The organism is Pseudomonas sp. AL 58, from assembly GCF_036348395.1.
GTDB lineage: Bacteria > Pseudomonadota > Gammaproteobacteria > Pseudomonadales > Pseudomonadaceae > Aquipseudomonas > Aquipseudomonas defluvii.
The window spans coordinates 59,345-76,608 of sequence record NZ_JAZBQR010000006.1; the positions used below are offsets into that span (position 1 = coordinate 59,345).

Genomic DNA, 17,264 nt, shown 5'->3' on the forward strand with positions numbered 1-17,264 from the left:
TTCGGGTATTCCAGACACGCCAACGCGGGAGCAAGCCCCCGCGCGGCGACATCCTACCAGCCACCGCTAAAATGCAGTCAACCGGCCGACAACCTGTAGTAATTACTTGTTGTCTTTGACTTCTTCGAACTCGGCGTCGACTACATCGTCATGCTTGCCAGCTTCTTCCGCAGGCTTGGCAGCAGCTTCAGGCTTCTCGCCCTGCTCAGCGTACATTTTCTGAGCCACTGGCGCGGAGACCTTCGACAGCTCTTCGACCTTGGCATCGATGGCAGCTTTGTCATCGCCTTTAACGGCAGCTTCCAGCGCTACGACCGCAGCTTCGATAGCAGCCTTCTCTTCGGCAGTGACCTTGTCACCGGCATCAGCGACCATCTTGCGAGTCGAGTGCACCAGCGCATCACCCTGGTTACGGGCAGCGGCCAGCTCTTCAAACTTGCGGTCTTCCTCGGCGTTAGCCTCGGCATCACGCACCATGCGCTCGATTTCTTCGTCCGACAGACCGGAGTTGGCCTTGATCACGATCGACTGAGTCTTGCCAGTGGCCTTGTCTTTCGCACCAACGTGCAGGATACCGTTGGCGTCGATGTCGAAGGTCACTTCGATCTGAGGCACGCCACGTGGTGCTGGTGGAATGTCAGCCAGGTCGAACTTGCCCAGGGACTTGTTCTGTGCGGCTTGTTTACGCTCACCTTGCAGCACGTGAATGGTCACGGCGCTCTGATTGTCATCAGCGGTCGAGAACACCTGCGACTTCTTGGTCGGAATGGTGGTGTTTTTCTCGATCAGCGCGGTCATCACGCCACCCATGGTTTCAATACCCAGGGTCAGCGGGCTAACGTCCAGCAGCAGAACGTCTTTCACGTCACCTGCCAGAACGGCACCCTGGATAGCAGCACCCATGGCAACGGCTTCGTCAGGGTTGACGTCTTTACGCGCTTCTTTACCGAAGAAATCGGTAACAGCTTTCTGTACCAGCGGCATACGGGTCTGGCCGCCAACCAGGATCACGTCGTTGATCGAACCTACGTCGATACCGGCATCTTTCAGCGCGATACGGCAAGGCTCGATGGTGCGCTGAACCAAGTCTTCAACCAGCGATTCCAGCTTGGCGCGGGAGATCTTCACGTTCAGGTGCTTAGGACCGGTGGCATCTGCAGTGATGTACGGCAGGTTGACATCAGTCTGCTGGCTCGAAGACAGCTCGATCTTGGCTTTCTCAGCGGCCTCTTTCAGACGCTGCATGGCCAGCGGGTCACCCTTGAGGTTCATGCCGCTTTCTTTCTTGAACTCGTCAACAAGGTAGTCGATCAGACGGATATCGAAGTCTTCACCACCGAGGAAGGTGTCACCGTTGGTTGCCAGTACTTCGAACTGGTGCTCACCATCAACCTCGGCGATCTCGATCACCGACACGTCGAAGGTACCGCCACCCAGGTCATAAACGATCACGGTGTGATCGCCCTTGGCCTTGTCCATACCGTACGCCAGCGCAGCAGCGGTAGGTTCGTTGATGATGCGCTTGACGTCCAGACCAGCAATACGACCGGCGTCCTTGGTAGCTTGACGCTGGCTGTCGTTGAAGTAGGCAGGCACGGTAATAACCGCTTCAGTCACTGCCTCGCCGAGGTAGTCTTCGGCGGTCTTCTTCATCTTTTTCAGGATTTCAGCCGAGATTTGTGGCGGCGCCATTTTCTGGCCGTTCACTTCAACCCAGGCGTCGTTGTTGTCTGCCTTGACGATCTTGTAAGGGACCATCTGGATGTCTTTCTGAACGACTTCTTCATCGAAACGACGACCGATCAGACGCTTTACTGCGTACAGGGTGTTGTGCGGGTTGGTGACAGCCTGACGCTTGGCCGACTGACCGACCAGAATCTCGCCATCGTTGGCGTAAGCGATGATCGATGGGGTGGTACGCGCGCCTTCGGCGTTCTCGATAACCTTGACGTTACCGTTTTCCAGAATGGAGACGCAGGAGTTGGTGGTCCCCAGGTCGATACCGATGATTTTACCCATGTTAACTCTCCCGAAACTTGAATAAGGTTGCCGCAGCAGTGCTGGCTAACTGCGGTAATACTTGAATGCTTGACACCTAAATGGGGACGCCCCGGACGATTTCAAGCCTGCTCGTCAATCGACGGCGAAACCGGCGCCGGCGCCTTGCTGACCACAACCATGGCTGGGCGCAGCAGACGGCCATTGAGCTGATAGCCCTTCTGGAACACTTTCAACACGCTGTTAGGCTCTACCTCAGCGCTTTCCTGCATGGCCATGGCCTGGTGATGCTCGGCATTGAACGGCTCGCCATGCGGGTCAATGGCTTCAAGGTTGAAGCGCTTGAGGGTGTCGTGGAACATTTTCAGCGTCAGCTCAATGCCTTCACGCATTGGGCGAATGCTTTCATCATCGGCGCTGGAAAGCTCCAGACCGCGCTCCAGGCTATCGATGACCGGCAGCAGGTCGCCAGCGAACTTTTCCAGGGCGAACTTGTGGGCCTTCTCGATATCCTGCTCAGCACGACGGCGAATGTTCTGCAGATCGGCTGCAGCACGCAGAGATTGATCCTGGGCCGCCGCCAGCTGCTCTTCGAGCACCTGAACGCGAGCATTGAGGTCGTCGCCGGTCGCGCCTGCGGATTTGTCGGCGTTCAGATTCTGTTCGTCCAGCATCTGTTCGTCAGCCATAAAATCTCTCCTTTCAATTTTGTCAGCGAGCTGAACTCGCGCATCTGCCGCCTATATGGGGTCGCAAAATGCAGGTTCAAGGGCTGAAATCAGCAGAAGCACACCCGCGCTATGATCACTCGCGATCAAAAGCCACCTCACTCAAGCAAACAGAGCTAAAACCAGGCATTGTCAGCCGATTTGAAAACACTGTATAAATAACCAGACTTAACACTTGGGAGCCGCCCCAATGCTGGTGCATCTGTCTGTACATAATTACGCCATCGTCGAACACCTGGACCTCGAACTGTCCCGTGGCATGAGCGTCATCACTGGCGAAACCGGGGCCGGCAAGTCGATCATGCTTGACGCCTTGGGCCTGACACTCGGCGACCGGGCCGACAGTGGCGTGGTACGCCCAGGCGCAGACAAAGCCGACATCCTGGCCACCTTCGACCTGGTCGACATCCCCGAGGCTCGAGCCTGGCTGGCCGAGCGCGACCTGGACACCGACGGCCCCTGCATCCTGCGGCGCGTCATCACTGCCGAGGGGCGCACCCGCGGCTACATCAACGGCACCCCCTGCCCGCTGAGCGACCTCAAGGCACTGGGCGAACTGCTGATCGACATTCACAGCCAACACGAACATCAGTCGCTGCTGAAATCCGACACCCATCGCCGCCTGCTTGACGAATACGCCGGCGCCACCGACCTCGCCCGCCAGGTGCAACTGGCGGCCCAGCGCTGGCGACAAACGCGCCAGGAACTGGAGCGCCTGTCCAATTCCAGTGAAGAACAGCAGGCTCGTCACCAGTTGTTGAGCTATCAACTGGAAGAGCTGGACAACCTGGGCCTTGGAGAAGATGAGCTGGAGCAACTGGAGCAGGAACACAAGAACCTGACCAACGCAGAGGCCCTGTTCGGCATTTGCCGCCAGGTCATCGACCATTGCAGCGAAAGCGATTCGGGCAATGTACTCAGCGCACTGACCGCCAGCCTCAACCGCCTGACCGCCGTACACAATGCCCCCAAAGCACTGGGCGAAGCTGCCAACCTGATTGCCAGCGCGCAGATTCAGGTCGAAGAAGCCGTAGGCGAACTCAATCGCTTCCTCGACAACTTCGATGCCGATCCAGCGCGCCTGCAACAACTGGAAGAACGCCTCGACACCATCTATACGCTGGCACGCAAGCATCGGGTTCATCCCACTGAACTGACTCAGTTGCAGTGCAAGCTGAGCAGCGAGCTTGGAACGCTCGACGCCAGTGATGAAGCCATCGAACGCTTGAGCGAAGAACTCGCCGCCTATGCCCGCCATTACCAGGAAAAAGCCAGTGAGCTCAGCACGCTGCGCAGAGCGGCCGCGGACAGCCTGGCCTGCGCCGTGGAGCAAGAAATCCAGCGCCTGGGCATGCCCGGGGGGCGTTTCAACATTGCACTGCAGGCCAGCAACAGTGACGAACTACTGCCCCATGGGTTGGAGCAGGTCGAACTGCTGGTCAGTGCCAACCCCGGCCAACCGCTCAAGGCGCTGGCCAAGGTAGCCTCCGGGGGCGAGTTGTCGCGCATCAGCCTGGCGATTCAGGTCATCACCGCACAAACATCACGCATCCCGACACTGGTGTTCGATGAAGTCGACGTAGGTATTGGCGGCCCGACAGCCGAGATCGTCGGCCAACTGCTACGCCGACTGGGCGAGCGCGGCCAGGTACTTACGGTTACCCACCTGCCGCAAGTCGCCGCCCAAGGCCATCATCATTTATTCGTACACAAAGTACGCAACAGTGATGCTACCCACACGGCGGTCGCCAACCTGAGCAAACGTGAGCGCGTGGAGGAAGTGGCACGAATGCTCGGCGGCATTGACCTGACCAAAGAGTCCCTGGCCCACGCGCGCAAAATGGTCGTCACCAGCAAGGCCTGAAATATCCACTCACCAAAAATCACGAAGGCGACCCCAGGGTCGCCTTCTATGCCGTGCCTTAATGCTGGAAACGATTAACGCTTCTTGCGCACATACAGCACCAGATTGTGATCCACGAGCTCAAAGCCATGCTCGGCAACAATTTCTCTCTGGCGCTTTTCGATCTCGCTGTCGAAGAACTCGATCACTTCACCGGACTCCACATTGACCATGTGGTCGTGGTGGCCGCCATCAGCGAGCTCGAATACCGCGTGACCACCATCAAAGTTATGACGGACCACCAGGCCTGCCGCTTCGAACTGGGTCAGCACCCGGTAAACAGTGGCCAAGCCGACGTCCTCGCCTGCCTCCATCAACGCTTTGTAGACGTCCTCGGCGCTCATATGACGCTGCTCGGTCGAGTCAAGCATCTGTAGAATTTTGACTCGAGGCAGGGTCACCTTGAGACCGACTTTGCGTAGTTCGCTATTTTCAACCATGGTCAGCTTTCTCGCCGATGCTGCTTCGCAGCTTCTCTTAATACGGGTATGATCGGGGTTTACGTTGTCCAGCCAAGATAGTGGAAGTCGCCCACCGATGCAAAACACCAAGCTCTTGCTAACCAGCCTCACGTTTGTGGGACTGCTCGCACTCGCCGGTTGTTCATTCCCCGGGGTTTACAAAATCGACATCCAGCAGGGCAATGTCGTAACGCAAGACATGATAGACCAATTGCGCCCGGGAATGACCCGCCGGCAAGTGCGGTTTATCATGGGCAATCCACTGATTCAGGACACGTTCCACCCTAATCGCTGGGACTACCTGTACAGCCTGCAACCTGGTGGCGGCCAACGCCAGCAGGAACGCATGAGCGTTTTCTTCAACGAGAACGACCAACTGGCCAACCTGTCCGGCGACTTTATGCCAGGCGTGAGCCGTGACCAGGAGATCCTGGGGAGCGACGGCAATACCACCATCAGCCCGGCGCGCGGCAACGAAGCGGCTAAAGAAAAGCCCGCCAAAGCCGGCTCGCTGGAAGAGAAGCTGCAACGCGACGTGGATACCATCGAAGTTATCCCGGTGCCCGTGCAACAGCCGCTGGACACCTCGCCGCAGTAAGGCACACATAAAAAAGCCCGGATCATTCCGGGCTTTTTTATATCCGTTGTTTTTAGCGCTTGGCTTTTTTGAACACCCGAGCCACCTTGGCTGCACGCTGCTTGCGCACCTCTTTAGGGTCAACCAGCAGCGGCCGGTACAACTCGATACGCTCCCCTGCCTCGACCAGGCGCTCAGCCGGATTGGGCACGACACGCCCAAAGATACCCAACGGGCACTCGCTCACGTCGACCCCTGCAAGCTGCTCGGCAATGCCGGACAGGCGCACCGCCTCGCTCACCGAAGTCCCTTCTGGAACACTGCACGCCAGCAACCACTGACGCTCGGCAGTTGCATAGACCACTTCAATTTCAAGCATCGTCTCAGCCATTGAGTTGCTTTGCCCGCTGACAGAACGCATCAACCAGGGTATTGGCCGCCTGATTGAAGAGTGGGCCCAAGGTGGCCCGCACCAGCGGACCAGCATAGTCGAACGACAGGTCAAGGCTGATCTTGCAGGCCTTTTCGTTCAATGCCTTGAACACCCAGACACCGTGCAACTGGTTGAACGGCCCTTCCTCCAGGTTCATTTCGATCGACTGCCCAGGCACCAGCACATTACGCGTCACAAAGCGCTGGCTCATGCCACCCTTGGCAACCTCGAGGCTGGCGCGCATCTGCGTATCACTGGCCTCAAGTACCGTGCTCGAAGAACACCAAGGCAGAAACTCCGGGTAACGCGCCACGTCATTGACCAGATCGTAAAGCGCCTGGGCAGGGTAAGGCAGCAGGGCCGAACGTTGAATATGGGTAGTCATCCAGGCGTCACTTCCAAAGCTGAGCGGCAAACACAATCAGAATGCCGAGGGGCGCCACATAGCGCATCAAGAAGAAGGTCAGAGCAAACAGCAGCGGGCTGCGCATGGCCAATTCCTCGCGCACCGCCTCACGCCCCATGATCCAACCCGCGAATATCACAAAGCACAAACCACCCAGCGGCAACATGATGCGCGAGGTAAAGAAGTCGATCACCCCGAAAAAGTCCAGGCCGGCCTTGGCGCCCCATTCATAGAGCCGAAAGCCACTTTCATCGCTCACAAAGAACTTTGCCTGCTGCCAGACGTTGAACGAGAACACCGTGCCCAGGCCCACCAACCAGCAACTGAATGCCAGCCACGTGGTGATCCAGCCACGCCGCACACCCGTACGCTCAACCAGGTAGGCAACCATTGGCTCAAGCAGTGAAATTGCCGAGCTCCAGGCAGCCACCGCCACTAGAACAAAGAATACGACGCCCATCAACTGGCCGAAGGCCACATTGCCGAAGGCGAATGGCAACGCGACAAACATCAACCCTGGCCCTTCGCTGGGGTTCAAACCGGCGGCAAACACAATTGGAAACAACGCCAGGCCGGCAAGCAACGATACAAAGGTATCAAGCAGGGCCACCGACACAATCGTACCGGCAATCGATGATTGCTTCGGCATGTATGCGCCATAAATCAGCAGAGAACCGACACCGACACTCAGCGAGAAGAACGCATGCCCCATGGCTGGAAGCAGGCCATCCATCAGGCGCGACGGATCGAAGTCGAACATGAAGTGCACGCCCTGCATGAAGTGCCCGGTGGTCAGGCTGTAGCCCAGCAGGATTACCAGCAGCAGAAACAGCAGCGGCATCATGATGCGCAGGCTGCGCTCCAGCCCGGCGACAACACCCCTGGCGATCACGACCGCAGACAGCGCCATGAACAGGCTGTGCCAGAGCACCAGGCGCCAAGGATCACTGATCACACCATTGAAGTAGGCGCCCACCTGGTCGGCCGTCACACCTTGAAAATCACCCCGCCCCATGTCGAGGATGTAGTCAAACGACCACCCGCCCACAACGCTGTAAAACGAGAGAATCAACAATGCGGTAAGCATGCCGGCGAAGGCCCACCAGGACCAGCGCGGCGAGTGACCGGTTTCAACTGCCAGATCACGCAAGGCATTGGCCGGGCTTTGCCGGGTACGCCGTCCGATCAAGGTTTCGGCCAGCATCACCGGAATACCGATCAAGGCGATGCAGGCAAGGAAAACCAGGACAAAGGCACCCCCACCGTAAACCCCGACCATGTAGGGGAATTTCCAGATGCTCCCCAGGCCTACCGCTGCGCCTGTCGCCGCCAGCACGAATACCCAGCGACTGGCCCAGCCACCATGGACAGAAACCTTGTCCGTCGACATCGACACACTCAACTCAGAAAAAAGAGCGCGCATTGTCCGGGATTCACTCCGGCGGCTCAAGCGCACCGCAACCCCGTAGCCGACAGCGCAGCGACTGCCTATAATGCCGCCCCTATGGCTAAAAAAACGAAACACCCAACAGGGACCATCGCGCAGAATAAAAAGGCGCGACACGATTACTTCATCGAGCACAAGTTCGAGGCCGGTCTGGTCCTGGCCGGTTGGGAAGTAAAGAGTCTGCGTGCCGGCAAGGCGCACCTGACGGACAGCTACGTGGTGCTCAAGGATGGCGAGGCATGGCTGATGGGTAGCCATATCACGCCACTGACCACGGCCAGCACCCACGTCATTGCCGACCCGACACGTACCCGCAAACTGCTGCTCAACCGCCGCGAGCTCGAGCGCCTGCATGCGGCTGTGCAGCAGAAGGGCTACACCTGCGTCGCCTTGTCGATCTACTGGAGCAAGCACTTGATCAAGTGCGAAATTGCGCTAGGTAAAGGCAAGAAGGAATACGACAAGCGCGATACCCAGCGCGAGCGTGATTCCGACCGCGAACTGCAGCGCGCAGTGCGCAGCAAGGGCCGGGAAGACTAAGGCCTAGGGCGGGCACGCTCTAACGCCCGCCACACCCTGGCACCGGCATGGCCGGCCCCTGAAAAGCGGCTGGCTAGCGGCCTTTGCGGCGCTCGGCCCGGGCAACACGCTGCACTTCCTGACGCACCTCTTCGAGGACTTCCTGCACATACAGAATGTGCCGGCTAGACACCTCACGGGCATCTTGCGCACGCCCCTCGACAATCGCCAGATACAAATCACGGTGCTGAGCAATCAGCATGTCGCGTGTCTCGCTGCGCTGCTTGTACATACCGCCAATGTTGGTCACAACGTTGCGCTTGAGCAAGTCGAACAACCCACGAATGGTATGCAGCAGAACAGCATTGTGGCTGGCCTCGGCAATCGCCAGGTGAAAACTCGCATCGGCAGCCCCCTCCTCGGCCCGGCTGACTTCATCGGCACGGGCGTAGCAATCCTGAAGCGCATCGAAGGCGGCTTTCAGTCGCTCGCGATCAACCTCGGTTGCACGAATCGCCGCATAGTAGGCACACGAGGCCTCCAGGGTGTGCCGGAACTCAAGCAGATCACGCTGCGCTTCAGGATTATTCTCAAGCAGCAGTAACAATGGATCACTGAACGTCGAGCCCATCGACTCAGCCACGTAGTTACCGCCACCCTGGCGACTCACCAGCATGCCTCGGGCCACCAGCTTCTGGATGGCTTCACGCAACGACGGCCGTGAAACACCAAACTGCTCAGCCAGCAACCGCTCGGCCGGCAATCGCTCGCCAGCAGTCAAAGTGCCTTCAAGAATCATCCCCTCAAGCCGTTCGACGATGTCATCGGACAAACGGCGCTGGCGGACCTGATCGAAAACCATCACGTACTCTCCACTATCCCGGGCACCTCCGGAGCCGCCTATTCTGGCGTATCCACACCCGATCGACACCCATCAGTTTGCATCTTTCCAGACCACTCAGGCGTCTTTTCCTACGTCCTGATACGAAAGTTTCGCCGAGGCAAATTGACACACCCCCGGCACGGCTTTTAACCTAGCGCCACGACATTGTAAATTGGTATTACCAATTAACCAACCGTCAGCGCACGACCAACAACAATTAGGGGCCACCCCATATGCAAACCTGGCAACAGATCTACAGTCCGCTTGGCAGTCTTGGCTTGTCCGCTATGGCGGCAGTCATCCCCATCGTGTTCTTCTTCCTGGCTCTGGCCGTATTCCGCCTCAAAGGCCACATCGCTGGCAGCATTACCCTGGCGTTGTCGATCCTGGTAGCGATCTTTGCGTTCCAGATGCCTGCCGACATGGCGTTCGCCGCTGCCGGCTATGGCTTTGCCTATGGCCTGTGGCCCATTGCCTGGATCATCGTCGCCGCCGTCTTCCTGTACAAATTGACGGTCAAGAGCGGTCAGTTCGAAGTCATCCGCAGCTCGGTGTTGTCGATTACCGACGACCAACGCCTGCAGGTGCTGCTGATTGGCTTCTGCTTCGGTGCGTTCCTTGAGGGTGCGGCCGGCTTCGGCGCGCCTGTGGCCATCACCGCAGCGTTGCTGGTAGGCCTGGGCTTCAACCCGCTCTACGCTGCCGGCCTGTGCCTGATCGCCAACACCGCGCCAGTAGCATTCGGTGCCTTGGGCATCCCGATCATCGTGGCCGGACAAGTCACCGGCATCGACGCGTTCAAGATTGGCGCCATGACCGGTCGCCAACTGCCACTGCTGTCGATGTTCGTACCGTTCTGGCTGGTGTTCATGATGGACGGCCTGCGCGGCGTCAAAGAGACCTGGCCAGCAGCGCTGGTCGCCGGCCTGAGCTTCGCCGTCACTCAGTACTTCACCTCCAACTTCATCGGCCCGGAACTGCCGGACATCACCTCGGCCTTGGCCAGCCTGATCTCCCTGACCCTGTTCCTGAAGGTCTGGCAGCCCAAGCGCTCGTTCGCAACAGCCAACGCCAGCGTGGGCGCGGCTGCCGTTCAGAGCGCTGGTGGCTTTGGTCAGCCACGCACCACCCAGCCGTCGCCTTACAGCCTGGGTGAAATTTTCAAAGCCTGGTCGCCGTTCCTGATCCTCACCGTGCTGGTCACCATCTGGACCCTGAAACCGTTCAAGGCGATGTTCGCCGCTGGCGGCTCGATGTACAGCTGGGTGTTCAACTTTGCCATCCCGCACCTGGATCAACTGGTTATCAAGAGCGCACCGATCGTTGCCAACCCAACGGCGATCCCGGCGGTGTTCAAACTTGACCCGATCTCGGCCACCGGTACGGCGATTTTCTTCTCTGCCCTGATCTCGATGCTGGTACTGAAGATCAACGTCAAAACTGGTCTGACCACTTTGAAAGAGACCTTCTACGAGCTGCGCTGGCCTATTCTTTCGATTGGCATGGTGCTGGCCTTTGCCTTCGTCACCAACTACTCGGGCATGTCCTCGACGATGGCTCTGGTGCTGGCCGGTACAGGCGCTGCGTTCCCGTTCTTCTCGCCGTTCCTGGGTTGGCTGGGCGTGTTCCTGACCGGTTCGGACACCTCGTCCAACGCGCTGTTCAGCTCGCTGCAAGCCACCACCGCACACCAGATCGGGGTCAACGACACCCTGCTGGTTGCGGCCAACACCAGCGGCGGCGTTACCGGCAAGATGATTTCGCCACAGTCCATCGCTGTCGCCTGCGCCGCCACCGGCCTGGTCGGCAAAGAGTCGGACCTGTTCCGCTTCACGCTTAAGCACAGCCTGTTCTTTGCCACCATCGTCGGCCTGATCACCCTGATCCAGGCGTACTGGCTGACCGGCATGCTGGTGCACTGATTCACGTTACGCTTGATGCAATAAACCTGGCGCGGGCACGCTCGCGCCAGTTGTTCAACAACCCCGCCTGCAAGGTTGCCGAAAGCTTCGCTGGATAAAGTGCCGGCAGCACGCAGGATGGATAACCGGGCCCACCCGGAGACACGCCTGATGAGCGACCTGTTTTACAACGCCGTGCCTAACGCCACCCGCGTCGCACCGCCACTGCCCCAACCACGGGAATACCCACAACACAAACCCGCGAAGGTCTACCTGTTCGGTACCTGTGTGGTCGATCTGTTCTACCCGGAAGCGGGCATGGACGCGATCCGCCTGCTGGAGCGTGAGGGCATTCGTGTCGAGTACCCCCAAGGCCAGAGCTGCTGTGGTCAACCGGCTTACACCAGCGGTTACACCGAGCAGGCCCGGGAAGTGGCCAGGGCACAACTGGCGCTGTTTGCCGGCGATTATCCGGTGGTCGTCCCGTCGGGCTCGTGTGCGGGGATGATTCGCGAACACTATGCGGACCTGTTCCACGACGAACCTGCCACGCTGCAACAGGTCAAGGCGCTCGCGGCGCGTACCTATGAGCTGGCCGAATTCCTCCTGCATGTGTGCAAGGTGCAACTGCAAGACAGCGGTAATCCGGTCAAAGTGGCGCTGCATACCTCATGCTCGGCACGCCGGGAAATGAACACCCATGTACACGGTCGTGCGCTGCTGGCACAACTGGGTAATGTGGAACGGGTCGAACACGACCATGAAAGCGAATGTTGTGGCTTTGGCGGCACCTTCAGCGTCCGTATGCCAGACATTAGCGGTGCAATGGTCGCAGACAAGACCCGCGCCCTGAAAGACTCCGGTGCCCACCAGGTGGTGAGCGCCGACTGCGGTTGCCTGATGAACATCAACGGCGCCCTGGAAAAACAGCGTGAAGCGCTGCGCGGTCAACACTTGGCCAGCTTCCTCTGGCAACGTACCGGGGGTGGTCAATGAGCACGCCATCGCTGATTCCGACCGTCGAGGTGCAGGACGATTTTCGCGCTCGGGCTCACAAGGCCCTGGGCGATCAACAACTGCGGAACAACTTCCGCAGTGCCATGGACTCGCTGATGACCAAGCGGGCCGTGGCCTTCAGTGATGCTCATGAACGTGAGCATCTGCGCGCACTGGGTAACGCCATTCGCGCTCGTGCATTATCCAAGCTGCCCGACTTGCTCGAGCAGCTTGAGCAGAACCTGACTCGCAACGGTGTGAAGGTACACTGGGCGGAAACGGTGGACGAAGCCAATGGCATCGTCCTCTCGATCATCCGGGCTCACGAGGCCCGGCAAGTGATCAAGGGCAAATCGATGGTCAGCGAAGAAATGGAGATGAACCATGTCCTCGCTGAACAGGGTATTGAATGCCTGGAATCGGACATGGGCGAGTTCATCGTCCAGCTCGACCACGAGAAGCCTTCTCATATAATTATGCCGGCAATCCATAAGAATGCCGGCCAGGTCGCGTCCTTGTTCCACGACAAACTTGGCGTGGAGTACACCAAGGACGTTGACCAACTTATTCAGATCGGCCGCCGGGTACTGCGTGAGAAGTTCTTCGAGGCTGATGTCGGCGTCTCCGGGGTGAACTTCGCTGTTGCCGAAACCGGCACCTTGCTGCTGGTAGAGAACGAAGGCAACGGGCGCATGTCCACCACCGTGCCGCCGGTGCATATTGCCGTGACCGGCATCGAGAAAGTGGTCGAGAACCTGCGCGATGTGGTGCCGCTGCTGTCGTTGCTGACCCGCTCCGCGCTTGGCCAGCCGATCACCACCTACGTCAACATGATCTCCGGCCCACGCAAGGCAGAAGAGCTCGACGGCCCACAGGAAGTCCACCTGGTGCTGCTCGACAACGGCCGCAGCCAGGCCTTCGCCGACAGCGAGCTGCGCCAGACCCTGAACTGCATCCGCTGTGGCGCCTGCATGAACCATTGCCCGGTCTACACCCGCATTGGTGGCCACACCTACGGTGAGGTCTACCCCGGCCCTATCGGCAAGATCATCACCCCTCACATGGTCGGCCTGGCCAAGGTTCCAGACCACCCGAGCGCGTCATCGCTGTGCGGTGCCTGTGGTGAAGTCTGCCCGGTGAAGATCCCGATTCCGGCCCTGCTGCGCCGCTTGCGCGAAGAAAACGTGAAAGCCCCGGACAGCCCGCATCAAGTCATGCGTGGCCAAGGCAGCAAGTATTCACGCAAGGAACGGATGATCTGGAACTTCTGGGTTCGCCTGAATACATCGCCTGGGCTTTACCGCCTGTTCGGTTTCTTCGCCACCCGCTTGCGCCAGTGGGTGCCGAACAACGTCGGCCCCTGGACACAGAACCACAGCGCCCCGAAACCGGCTGCCCGCTCGCTGCATGAGCTGGCGCGTGAACACCTGGCCAAGCAGGACAAGCACTGATGAGCGCAAAACAGAACATCCTCGCCAAACTGCGCAAAAGCCTCAGCGGCACCACACCGCTGGCCGACAATTTCGATGAAGCGCTGGTCACCGAACCTTGGCGCTATGCTCCCGAGCAACGGATTGCCCAACTGCGCAAGTTGATGGAAGCGGTGCATACCGAAATCCACCTGACGACCGCTGCCGATTGGCCGCAGCGTGTGGCGCAACTGATGCGCGAGCGCCAGTTGCCAAGCCTGCTGATCGCCCCGGCCACGGCTCACGGCCAGCAGCTGTCGGCCTACTGGCAGCAATGCGGTGACCTGCCGCCACTCAAGGCCTACGACCGGCCCGTGGAAGAGTGGAAGGCCGAGCTGTTCAATGACACCCCGGCCAGCCTCACCGGCACCCTGGGTGCGATCGCCGCGACTGGCAGCCTGATCGTCTGGCCAACCCCGCAGGAACCACGCTTGATGAGCCTGGTGCCACCGGTGCATTTCGCCCTGCTCAAGGCCAGCGAAATCCATGACAACTTCTACGAGGTCCAACAGAAGTTTTCCTGGGCCGCCGGCATGCCGACCAACGCCCTGCTGATCTCCGGCCCCTCGAAAACAGCCGACATCGAGCAGGTACTGGCCTACGGCGCCCACGGCCCGAAAGACCTGGTGGTGCTGATTCTGGAGGACCAATGAGCCTGCCTGCCACGTTTCTGCACGACGTTCAGCGGCTGATCCCCAAGGACCGCCGCTTCGATGATCCAACCTCAACGTTAGCCTTCGGTACCGACGCCAGTTTCTATCGGCTGATCCCCAAGCTGGTGATTCGTGTCGAGTCTGAGGATGAAGTGGTCGCCCTGCTCAAACTGGCTCAACGTGACCACGTGCCGGTGACCTTCCGAGCGGCGGGCACCAGCCTGTCCGGGCAAGCCATCAGCGACTCGGTGCTGATCGTCCTGGGCGACAACTGGAACGGGCGCGAAATCCGTACCCAGGGCCAGCAGATCCGCCTGCAACCCGGCGTGATTGGCGCGCAGGCAAATGCCTGGCTGGCCCCCTTCGGGCGCAAGATCGGCCCTGACCCGGCCTCGATCAACGCCTGCAAGATAGGCGGTATCGTCGCCAACAACGCCAGCGGCATGTGCTGTGGCACCGCCCAGAACACCTACCACACGCTGGCCGGCATGCGCCTGGTGCTGGCCGATGGCACGCGCCTGGACAGTGAAGATCCAGCCAGCGTCCGCGCCTTCGAGCAGAGCCACGCCGCACTGCTGGACGAACTCGCCCGGCTTGGCCGCGAGACACGCGCCAACACCGAACTGGCTGCGAAAATCCGCCACAAATACCGCCTGAAGAACACTACTGGTCTCTCGCTCAATGCCCTGATCGACTACGACCAACCGCTGGATATCCTCTCCCACCTGATGGTCGGCTCCGAGGGTACCTTGGGCTTCATCAGTGCGGTCACCTACGACACTGTCATCGACCACCCGCACAAGGCTTCGGCTCTGATCGTCTTCCCGGATGTGGAGACCTGCTGCACCGCCGTCAGCGTCCTGAAGAGCCAGCCCGTTTCAGCCGCCGAACTGCTTGACCGTCGCAGCCTGCGTTCAGTGCAAGACAAGCCGGGAATGCCTGCCTTCGTCCAGCAACTGTCGGAAAGCGCTTGCGCGCTGCTGATCGAGTCGCGTGCTGCCAGCCAGGCACTGCTGCATGAGCAACTGGCACAGATCATGGCCTCGCTGGCACCGTTTCCGGTGGAAAAGCAGGTGGACTTCACCGAAGACGCCAAGGAAAACGCCAAACTCTGGGCTATTCGTAAAGACACCTTCCCGGCCGTCGGCGCCGTGCGCAAAACCGGCACAACGGTAATCATCGAAGACGTGACCTTCCCGGTGGAACAACTGGCTATCGGCGTGAACCGCCTGATCGCCCTGTTCGACAAACACCACTACGACGAAGCGATCCTGTTTGGCCATGCACTGGAAGGCAACCTGCACTTCGTCTTCACCCAAGGCTTCAACAGCGCCGAGGAAGTCGCACGCTACCAGGCGTTCATGGACGACGTGGCGCACCTGGTGGCCGTCGAGTTCGGCGGCTCGCTGAAGGCCGAGCACGGCACCGGGCGCAACATGGCACCGTTCGTCGAGCTGGAATGGGGCGAGGACGCCTACCAACTGATGTGGTCGCTCAAGCGCCTGCTTGACCCCAACGGCATCCTCAACCCGGATGTAGTGCTCAGCCAAGACCCACAGATCCACCTGAAGAACCTCAAGCCGTTGCCGGCGGCCGACGAAATCGTCGACAAGTGCATCGAGTGCGGGTTCTGCGAGCCGGTCTGCCCATCCAAGGGGCTGACTCTCAGCCCACGGCAACGCATCGTCATGTGGCGTGACATCCAGGCCAAGAAGCGCGCCGGCATTGATACCCGAGAACTGGAGCGCGACTACCAGTACCAAGGCATCGATACCTGTGCCGCTACCGGCCTGTGTGCACAGCGTTGCCCGGTAGGCATCAACACTGGCGAACTGGTGAAGAAACTTCGCGGCCAGGCCGCACAGCATGTAAAAATCGCGGACTGGCTGGCCGAGCACTTCCACTCGGCGCTCAGCGGAGCCCGCCTGACCCTGATGGCCGCCGATACCGCACGCAAGCTGCTCGGCGCACCGCGCCTGGCCCGTATCAGCAATACACTGAGCGAGCTCAGCAAGGGCCGTATACCGCAATGGACGGCAGCCATGCCGCAGCCGCTCAAGGCCATGCGCTTCAGCCCGAGCAGCCACGATGCCCGCCCCCGCGTGGTGTACCTAGCCGCCTGTGTTTCGCGGGTCATGGGCCCAGCCGCGGGCGACCGTGAGCAGACCTCACTGCTGGACAAAACCCGCGCGCTGCTGGAAAAGGCCGGTTACCAGGTGGTCTTCCCCGAGAATCAGGACGGCCTCTGCTGCGGCCAGCCTTTTGCCTCAAAGGGCTACGCCGAGCAGGCCGAGCACAAACGCCAGGAACTCATCAGCGCGCTACTGCATGCCAGCCGCGGCGGGCTCGACCCTATCTACTGCGACACCAGCCCCTGCACCCTGCGCCTGGTTCAGGACCTGGCCGACACACGGCTGGACCTGTACGACCCTGTGCGCTTCATACGCACCCACCTGGTCGACAAACTGGAGTTCACCCCGCAGGACGAACCGATTGCCGTCCACGTGACCTGCAGCACCCAGCACCTGGGCGAAAGCCAGGCGTTGATCGACCTGGCGCGGCGCTGCAGCACGCAGGTGGTGATTCCGGAAGGCATTCACTGCTGTGGTTTCGCTGGCGACAAAGGCTTTACCACACCGGAACTCAATGCCCACTCACTGCGCAGCCTGAAGGATGCGGTGCAGCATTGCAGCGAAGGGATCTCCACCAGCCGCACCTGTGAAATCGGGCTGTCCAACCATGGCGGCATCGACTACCACGGCCTGGTTTACCTGGTGGACCGGGTGACACGGGCTCGGGCTATCTGAGTGCAACCATGGATCGCCAGCCTGGCCGGCGATCCATGGTTCCAGCAGACAGTCGACGTTACCCCAGCGAAAGCGTATACTCC

Annotated in this window: 15 protein-coding genes; 8 read left to right on the forward strand and 7 right to left on the reverse strand. The window is 59.8% G+C overall.

Annotated features, from left to right (window positions below; translation table 11 throughout):
- Window positions 1-102: 102 nt before the first annotated feature.
- Window positions 103-2,019, reverse strand: a complete 1,917-nt coding sequence (gene dnaK / locus UIA24_RS09585; RefSeq protein ID WP_065758252.1) for a molecular chaperone DnaK — start codon at window positions 2,017-2,019, stop codon at window positions 103-105.
- A 101-nt stretch (window positions 2,020-2,120) separates the two neighbouring features.
- A complete protein-coding gene (gene grpE, locus UIA24_RS09590) occupies window positions 2,121-2,687 on the reverse strand; it encodes a nucleotide exchange factor GrpE (RefSeq protein WP_065758251.1) in 567 nt (188 codons plus the stop codon).
- Between the two features lie 229 nt (window positions 2,688-2,916).
- Here grpE and recN point away from each other — a divergent pair, with 229 nt between their 5' ends.
- Entirely contained in the window at window positions 2,917-4,590 is a 1,674-nt protein-coding gene (gene recN / locus UIA24_RS09595) for a DNA repair protein RecN (protein WP_099775844.1), read from the forward strand.
- A gap of 74 nt (window positions 4,591-4,664) precedes the next feature.
- On the opposite strand, the gene fur is transcribed toward recN, so the two are convergent.
- Window positions 4,665-5,069 carry a ferric iron uptake transcriptional regulator gene (gene fur, locus UIA24_RS09600; protein ID WP_065758249.1) on the reverse strand — a complete coding sequence of 135 codons (405 nt, stop codon included), beginning with the start codon at window positions 5,067-5,069 and terminating at the stop codon, window positions 4,665-4,667.
- Between the two features lie 97 nt (window positions 5,070-5,166).
- Here fur and UIA24_RS09605 point away from each other — a divergent pair, with 97 nt between their 5' ends.
- Window positions 5,167-5,688 carry an outer membrane protein assembly factor BamE gene (locus tag UIA24_RS09605; RefSeq protein ID WP_065758248.1) on the forward strand — a complete coding sequence of 174 codons (522 nt, stop codon included), beginning with the start codon at window positions 5,167-5,169 and terminating at the stop codon, window positions 5,686-5,688.
- Window positions 5,689-5,740: 52 nt separating this feature from the next.
- Here the strand turns inward: UIA24_RS09605 and UIA24_RS09610 are convergent, their stop codons facing one another.
- The 3 genes from UIA24_RS09610 to UIA24_RS09620 are packed head-to-tail and all read right to left on the reverse strand — an operon-like array spanning window position 5,741 to window position 7,896.
- Complete coding sequence (locus UIA24_RS09610; RefSeq protein WP_065758247.1) at window positions 5,741-6,058, reverse strand: RnfH family protein; 318 nt, start codon at window positions 6,056-6,058, stop codon at window positions 5,741-5,743.
- Window positions 6,051-6,485: a type II toxin-antitoxin system RatA family toxin gene (locus tag UIA24_RS09615; RefSeq protein WP_065758246.1), complete on the reverse strand. Its 435-nt coding sequence runs from the start codon at window positions 6,483-6,485 to the stop codon at window positions 6,051-6,053. Before UIA24_RS09615 ends, UIA24_RS09610 begins: the two co-directional genes overlap by 8 nt.
- A gap of 7 nt (window positions 6,486-6,492) precedes the next feature.
- Complete coding sequence (locus UIA24_RS09620) at window positions 6,493-7,896, reverse strand: sodium-dependent transporter (protein ID WP_065758245.1); 1,404 nt, start codon at window positions 7,894-7,896, stop codon at window positions 6,493-6,495.
- A gap of 114 nt (window positions 7,897-8,010) precedes the next feature.
- Between UIA24_RS09620 and smpB the strand changes: the two genes are divergently transcribed.
- The gene (smpB, locus tag UIA24_RS09625) at window positions 8,011-8,493 is read left to right on the forward strand and encodes an SsrA-binding protein SmpB (RefSeq protein ID WP_065758244.1); all 483 of its coding nucleotides are present in this window, start codon (window positions 8,011-8,013) and stop codon (window positions 8,491-8,493) included.
- A gap of 73 nt (window positions 8,494-8,566) precedes the next feature.
- On the opposite strand, the gene UIA24_RS09630 is transcribed toward smpB, so the two are convergent.
- Entirely contained in the window at window positions 8,567-9,334 is a 768-nt protein-coding gene (locus UIA24_RS09630; RefSeq protein ID WP_330522753.1) for a GntR family transcriptional regulator, read from the reverse strand.
- A gap of 254 nt (window positions 9,335-9,588) precedes the next feature.
- Between UIA24_RS09630 and UIA24_RS09635 the strand changes: the two genes are divergently transcribed.
- The 5 genes from UIA24_RS09635 to UIA24_RS09655 all read left to right on the forward strand — a co-directional run bounded on the left by UIA24_RS09635 (window position 9,589) and on the right by UIA24_RS09655 (window position 17,181).
- Entirely contained in the window at window positions 9,589-11,277 is a 1,689-nt protein-coding gene (locus tag UIA24_RS09635; protein WP_065758242.1) for a lactate permease LctP family transporter, read from the forward strand.
- A gap of 150 nt (window positions 11,278-11,427) precedes the next feature.
- The gene (locus tag UIA24_RS09640; protein WP_065758241.1) at window positions 11,428-12,252 is read left to right on the forward strand and encodes a (Fe-S)-binding protein; all 825 of its coding nucleotides are present in this window, start codon (window positions 11,428-11,430) and stop codon (window positions 12,250-12,252) included.
- Window positions 12,249-13,703, forward strand: a complete 1,455-nt coding sequence (locus tag UIA24_RS09645) for a LutB/LldF family L-lactate oxidation iron-sulfur protein (RefSeq protein WP_065758240.1) — start codon at window positions 12,249-12,251, stop codon at window positions 13,701-13,703. Before UIA24_RS09640 ends, UIA24_RS09645 begins: the two co-directional genes overlap by 4 nt.
- Window positions 13,703-14,374: a LutC/YkgG family protein gene (locus tag UIA24_RS09650; RefSeq protein ID WP_099775849.1), complete on the forward strand. Its 672-nt coding sequence runs from the start codon at window positions 13,703-13,705 to the stop codon at window positions 14,372-14,374. The genes UIA24_RS09645 and UIA24_RS09650 overlap by 1 nt, the downstream gene beginning before the upstream one ends.
- Window positions 14,371-17,181, forward strand: a complete 2,811-nt coding sequence (locus UIA24_RS09655) for an FAD-binding and (Fe-S)-binding domain-containing protein (protein WP_330522754.1) — start codon at window positions 14,371-14,373, stop codon at window positions 17,179-17,181. Before UIA24_RS09650 ends, UIA24_RS09655 begins: the two co-directional genes overlap by 4 nt.
- Window positions 17,182-17,264: the final 83 nt, after the last annotated feature.

Excerpts from the sequence above, each read along its gene's own strand:
- UIA24_RS09655 (WP_330522754.1), top strand. The coding sequence starts at position 14,371 with ATGAGCCTGCCTGCCACGTTTCTGCACGACGTTCAGCGGCTGATCCCC.
- UIA24_RS09610 (WP_065758247.1), bottom strand. The coding sequence starts at position 6,058 with ATGGCTGAGACGATGCTTGAAATTGAAGTGGTCTATGCAACTGCCGAG.
- smpB (WP_065758244.1), top strand. The coding sequence starts at position 8,011 with ATGGCTAAAAAAACGAAACACCCAACAGGGACCATCGCGCAGAATAAA.
- fur (WP_065758249.1), bottom strand. The coding sequence starts at position 5,069 with ATGGTTGAAAATAGCGAACTACGCAAAGTCGGTCTCAAGGTGACCCTG.
- recN (WP_099775844.1), top strand. The coding sequence starts at position 2,917 with ATGCTGGTGCATCTGTCTGTACATAATTACGCCATCGTCGAACACCTG.
- UIA24_RS09645 (WP_065758240.1), top strand. The coding sequence starts at position 12,249 with ATGAGCACGCCATCGCTGATTCCGACCGTCGAGGTGCAGGACGATTTT.
- UIA24_RS09605 (WP_065758248.1), top strand. The coding sequence starts at position 5,167 with ATGCAAAACACCAAGCTCTTGCTAACCAGCCTCACGTTTGTGGGACTG.
- UIA24_RS09630 (WP_330522753.1), bottom strand. The coding sequence starts at position 9,334 with ATGGTTTTCGATCAGGTCCGCCAGCGCCGTTTGTCCGATGACATCGTC.
- UIA24_RS09620 (WP_065758245.1), bottom strand. The coding sequence starts at position 7,896 with ATGTCGACGGACAAGGTTTCTGTCCATGGTGGCTGGGCCAGTCGCTGG.
- UIA24_RS09635 (WP_065758242.1), top strand. The coding sequence starts at position 9,589 with ATGCAAACCTGGCAACAGATCTACAGTCCGCTTGGCAGTCTTGGCTTG.
- UIA24_RS09640 (WP_065758241.1), top strand. The coding sequence starts at position 11,428 with ATGAGCGACCTGTTTTACAACGCCGTGCCTAACGCCACCCGCGTCGCA.
- dnaK (WP_065758252.1), bottom strand. The coding sequence starts at position 2,019 with ATGGGTAAAATCATCGGTATCGACCTGGGGACCACCAACTCCTGCGTC.
- UIA24_RS09615 (WP_065758246.1), bottom strand. The coding sequence starts at position 6,485 with ATGACTACCCATATTCAACGTTCGGCCCTGCTGCCTTACCCTGCCCAG.
- UIA24_RS09650 (WP_099775849.1), top strand. The coding sequence starts at position 13,703 with ATGAGCGCAAAACAGAACATCCTCGCCAAACTGCGCAAAAGCCTCAGC.
- grpE (WP_065758251.1), bottom strand. The coding sequence starts at position 2,687 with ATGGCTGACGAACAGATGCTGGACGAACAGAATCTGAACGCCGACAAA.